This window comes from Peribacillus sp. P4_C12 (genome assembly GCF_056402095.1).
Genome location: NZ_JBFUIB010000268.1, coordinates 1 through 5,062, shown reverse-complemented (window position 1 = coordinate 5,062; position 5,062 = coordinate 1). Strand labels below are relative to the sequence as shown.

4 protein-coding genes and 1 pseudogene are annotated in these 5,062 nt (G+C 35.9%); 4 read left to right on the top strand and 1 reads right to left on the bottom strand.

Going from position 1 to position 5,062, the window contains the following annotated elements; translation table 11 throughout:
• Positions 1–266 (bottom strand): annotated as a pseudogene (locus tag AC1DUW_RS20750) (UDP-glucose 6-dehydrogenase); the annotation flags it as partial.
• A gap of 269 nt (positions 267–535) precedes the next feature.
• On the opposite strand from AC1DUW_RS20750, the gene AC1DUW_RS20745 reads away from it, so the two are divergent.
• The 4 genes from AC1DUW_RS20745 to AC1DUW_RS20730 all read left to right on the top strand — a co-directional run.
• The gene (locus tag AC1DUW_RS20745) at positions 536–1,687 is read left to right on the top strand and encodes a hypothetical protein (RefSeq protein ID WP_053347981.1); all 1,152 of its coding nucleotides are present in this window, start codon (positions 536–538) and stop codon (positions 1,685–1,687) included.
• A gap of 105 nt (positions 1,688–1,792) precedes the next feature.
• Entirely contained in the window at positions 1,793–2,740 is a 948-nt protein-coding gene (locus AC1DUW_RS20740; protein ID WP_053344885.1) for an NAD-dependent epimerase/dehydratase family protein, read from the top strand.
• Positions 2,724–3,653 carry a lysylphosphatidylglycerol synthase transmembrane domain-containing protein gene (locus AC1DUW_RS20735; RefSeq protein WP_053344886.1) on the top strand — a complete coding sequence of 310 codons (930 nt, stop codon included), beginning with the start codon at positions 2,724–2,726 and terminating at the stop codon, positions 3,651–3,653. Before AC1DUW_RS20740 ends, AC1DUW_RS20735 begins: the two co-directional genes overlap by 17 nt.
• A partial coding sequence (locus AC1DUW_RS20730; protein ID WP_477643340.1) for an alkaline phosphatase family protein occupies positions 3,650–5,062 on the top strand: 1,413 nt, incomplete at its 3' end. The genes AC1DUW_RS20735 and AC1DUW_RS20730, both read left to right, overlap by 4 nt.

Sequence of the window (5,062 nt, the reverse complement as noted above, 5' to 3'; positions counted from 1 at the left end):
GTAGGTGTTCCTACTGCAATATATATAATCTCTGCATCTACTAATGCTAGTTTGGGATCGCTTGTAAAAAACAATTGACCATTATTAAGATTTTTTTTCAATAAATCCGCTAACTCTGGCTCATAAAAGGGAGATATTCCAGCTTTCATTAGTGCAATATCATTTTCATTAATGTCATAACACACAACTTGATGACCTATTTCTGCTAAAGTCACTCCGGTAACTAGTCCTACATGACCTGTTCCAACGATTGTTATGTTCTTCATATTTATTCCTCTCATTGTCGTGTTTTCCTTATATAATACTATAGTACATTTTATAATAAACATTTTTTAAGGTAAATCTTAAATTATAACCAATATTTCCTTAAATGTAAAAAGGAACGAATTAATTTTAAGAAATACATTGACGTTGATTATCATTCGCTATTATAATCTTAATTAGAAATGATATTCATTATCAATTATGATGTAAATAGACGGGGGATACTATCGTGAGAAAAAAAGAATTATCAGCTATCTTTGCTAGTTTTTTAATGGCAGGTACGGTTTTGACAGCATGCAATACTAGTGAGAAACAGGCAAGTGAGGGTGCCGAAGAGAAAAAGCAAGAACAAACAGTTAATAAAGAAGAGACAAAGAAAGAATCAGAAATAAAAGAAGTGAATTACGCACAGGTTTTCCAAGAAGCTATTACTGAGTTGGAGAAGGCTAAAGAAGGAAAAGAAGTAGACTATGATAAAGTGACGGACCTTTATAAAAATAATCTGCAAAGCTTAGTGCAAGACAGAGATGCAGAATTCGAAGATAAATTGGATCAGCATATTACAACCGCATTACAAGCTGGTAAAGAAGGTACTATGGACAAGGTCGTTGTTAAGCAAATATTTGATAAACTAATGCAAAAAGTCTTTTATACAACGATGAAACATGATTTTACTGAAGTAGATGAAAAATGGGGTAATAAAGAAGATGTAACAAAGGAAATTGAAGAAGCGAAGGGATATTACGCAATTCTTCAATCTACAGTAGAAAAACGTGATACTGCATATGGAACAAATATGGTAGACGTGATTGCTGGTGGATTTGCTGAGATGGAGAAAGCTGTAGAAGCGGATGATCAAGTAGGATTCTCACTTGGTAAGCAAGTTGTAGATAAAACAATTATGAAAACGTTTTATCTAGCAACTGGTGCCGTTCCAAATGGCTATGCAACAAAAGTGGCAGAGGCAGCAAAGAAGGATAAGGAAGAAGCAAAAGTGGAGCAAGCAGAAGGTTGGGCCTTCTATCAATCTTTATTCGGTTATTTAAATGGGCATGCTGCAGAAGAAGCAGCCTTCATTCAACAGCAATTTGATTTGCAAACGGATAGTACGAAATTGGATCCTGCTGAGGTTAATAAGGCGTTTGTTCGAGGATTCTCTAAAATTGCCCTTGATGAATATAAGGAAAGTGAAGAATTTTGGGGAGAAGATAAATCTCCAATAACAGCATTAGAAGGTGCCCTATTTATCGACATTATTGGTGAAGATATTAAAGGGTTAATAGGTGAAGCAGAATATAGCAAGCTTACGGATAATGCACAACAATATTTGGAAGCAGCTAAAGCGAAGGATAAAAAAGCTGGCGAGCCATTGCTGAAAGAACTTCAAGCCACTTTACAATCAGTCATTGAAAAGGCAAAATAATTATTATTTTGCACGGGAGGAGACCTTGTGAAAATTACAAGGTTTTTTCTGTGTTAATAGAGTTATACTGGTTGTGATAGAGATTCACAACAATGGGGTGTTCACATGAAGATTATTGTAACGGGTGGTGCCGGTTTTATAGGAAGTCATCTTGTCAAAAGGCTTATTCAGGAAAACCACGATGTATATGTCATAGATTGTCTTCATCCGTATTATTCACCAAAAAGAAAAAAGAAACAATTGGAGAATGTAGCGAGTTTCGGGTCCTTTCACTTTTTTCAAAAGGATCTTTTGGATAGAGAAGAAATGGTGACCATATTTAAACAGATTTCTCCTCATGTAGTTGTTCATTTAGCAGCTTTACCTGGTGTTGCTTATTCAATTGAAGAACCTCTTAAATATGTCGATTATGATATTAAAGCAACGATTAATGTGCTTGAAGCTTCAGGTAAGGCAGGTGTTTCCAAAATTGTATTTGCTTCTTCATCCTCAGTTTATGGAAATCAATCAGGACCCTTTAAGGAGGAGATGGCGAACGGAAAGGTTATTTCCCCGTATGCTGCCTCCAAATATTCGGCTGAATCCTATTGTCATGTTTATGAATATCTATATGGTTTTCAGGTGAATATATTGAGGTTTTTTACCGTTTATGGTCCATGGGGACGTCCTGACATGGCAATTGGTAGTTTTATCAAAAAGTTAATGAACGGGGAGGAAATTACCCTCTTTGGTGATGGAAGAGCACGTGATTTTACATACATAGATGACATCGTGAATGGCATTTATTTGTCAATCAATCAACTAATGAAAAGTGAGGTCATCAATATTGGATCGGGAAGACCAATATTGATGGATACTCTATTAGCTGAATTGAAACGGCACTTCCCTGACATGAAAATAAACAAAGAAACTTCTCGCGTGGGAGATGTTGTAAATACGTGGGCAGATATCGGAAAAGCCAAACAATTGTTAGGGTTTGAACCAAAAGTAGACTTTATAAAAGGACTATCAGAAACGGTAAAGTGGGCCAAGGAAAATGAGACGATTCTTTAAGCTTGGTCCTGCTTTTTTGATACTTATTGTTTTTGTTTTCTTAACCATTCATTATTTTGATGGGAAACAGGTATGGAAAGGTATAAGTGAATTATTTGAGCATCCTTTTTTGCTTGTAATAATGTGGATCGTTTATTTCCTTTCTTTTTGTTTAAAAGGATGGGCTTGGCAGCTTTATTTAAAAGGAAAGGCTCGTTTTTCAACATGTCTTTTGGGGATTTTATATAGCTTATTGGTGAATCACCTACTGCCTATAAAAGTAGGTGATCTAGTGAGGGCCAAAATCTTAAGTGTAAGGGATGACAAGGTAAACTATGAGGAAGCTTTACATTCAGTCGTTGTATTAAGGGTTCTGGATATGCTCTGCTTAATAGGGATTACCTTGACAGGCCTGTTAGGCCTGGATGTAAGCTTTAAATTTCCTGTATGGAGCATCATAGCCGGTAGTATCTTTTGTATGATTACTTTATCTGTTTTACATAAATATTTTCCTGCCTTTTTAAAAAGACATATCTCTTTGCTTAAAAATGCTTTTTCAGGGAGAAATGGCCTGGCTATCATACTAGTTACCTTTTTTAGTTGGGTCTTAGAAGGCGGAATTCTTTATGGTACGGTCCTCGCGCTAAAAGGAGACCTGTCATTTTTTGAAACTGTGTTTTCAAATAGTATCACCATTGCTGGACAGATATTCCAAATTACACCTGGTGGTATCGGTAATTATGAAAGTTTTCTTGTATTTGCTCTTGGTTTATTTGGATTTCCTCTGATAGAAGGGTATACGATTGCGGTCATAACCCATTTTATGAAATTCTTATTTTCTTATATGGCTGGAGCAGTTGTTATATTAATTTATCCTGTCTCTTTTAAAACAGTGAAAGGGTGGGTTTGGATAAAAGGAGTGAGGAGAAAGTGAAAAGTGCATCAAAATTTGAAAAAATCGCTGCACGCTGTTGGAACTTATTAAATGAAGGAAAGCCATTTACACCGATTTTTGTCTTAGGAACCATGGTTTTATTCCATGCTGCGATTTTGGGCTCGYTAGAAGCGGTCCAAGACCTAATGTTTGCCTTTATTTATGTAATTCCATTATTAATCATCTATTTTGTTTTTGATTTTCCACTCTTTTTAAGGAATTATTTGTGGATTCCTTTTGTTATTTTTATAATCATTTGGAAAGATATTGATATAGGGCTTCTTTTATTTTCAATGGCCCTTTACTTCTTTTTTACGGTATTCTTTTGGGGGACTTTATATTATCACTTGAGAATAGGGACTTCTTGGTTGAATTTCACTCGTTTTTGGAAACTTGTATTAAAAAATAGTGATTCTACTAGTGGAAACGCACAGGAGCAATTGCCAAAGTTTTTTTTAATCCTATCTATTTGGGAAATGGTTTTTGAAACAAATAGGGCCGGTGGGGTCATCAATATTCTTTCACTTTTGATTTTTTATGCATTTATACTCGTGTTTGCCTACATTCTTCATAGGTATTTATTTGATTGGAAACCAAAAGCATATGAAACATACTCAAAAGATCAGGGCCCGCAGCCAGGAGAAGCCATTTCTGATAAGGTCATTGTTATTGTAGTGGATGGAATGAGAAAGGAACGTTTTTATGAAGCAAATACTCCTTTTTTAGACCTTTTAAAAGAAAACGGCACAGAATATATGAATATGGAAACCGTCTATCCTGCAAGAACAGTCGTTTGCTTTAGCTCGATGTTCACAGGGACCTATCCATTTGAGCATGGAATTAAGTCCAATATGGTATGGAAATTAGGAATTAATGTTGAAAGTATTTTTGATTCGTTAAGAAAAGTAGGCAAAAAGGGCAGACTTCTTGGAATCGCCCATTTGGTGGATTCAATGGGGGATGATGTAGAAACCGTTACCGCGGTTATGCATAAAGATAAAGCTGACCCTAATATTATGGAAAGGGCAAAGAAAATCATGAAAGAGCAGGACCCTGATTTGTTCGTTGTTCAAATGATTGGAACAGATCAAACTGGTCACAGCCAGGGAGTTTTTTATGATGAATATTTGCAAAAAATCCATGAAGCTGATGTGTTAATTGAAGATTTCGTTTCTTGGCTGAAGAAGGAAGGCAAGATGGACAATACGACTTTATTCATTTGTGCTGATCATGGCCAAGCAGATGGGATTGGAGGACATGGACATTTAGATGAAGGTGAAAGATTTGTGCCATTTATTGTTCATGGTCCACATATTGAAAAGGGGAAAAAAGTCCAAGAAAAACAGAGCCTCGTGTCCATGGCACCAACTATATCGTACTTGTTGGGAGCGCCTTTCCCTAGTCATAGC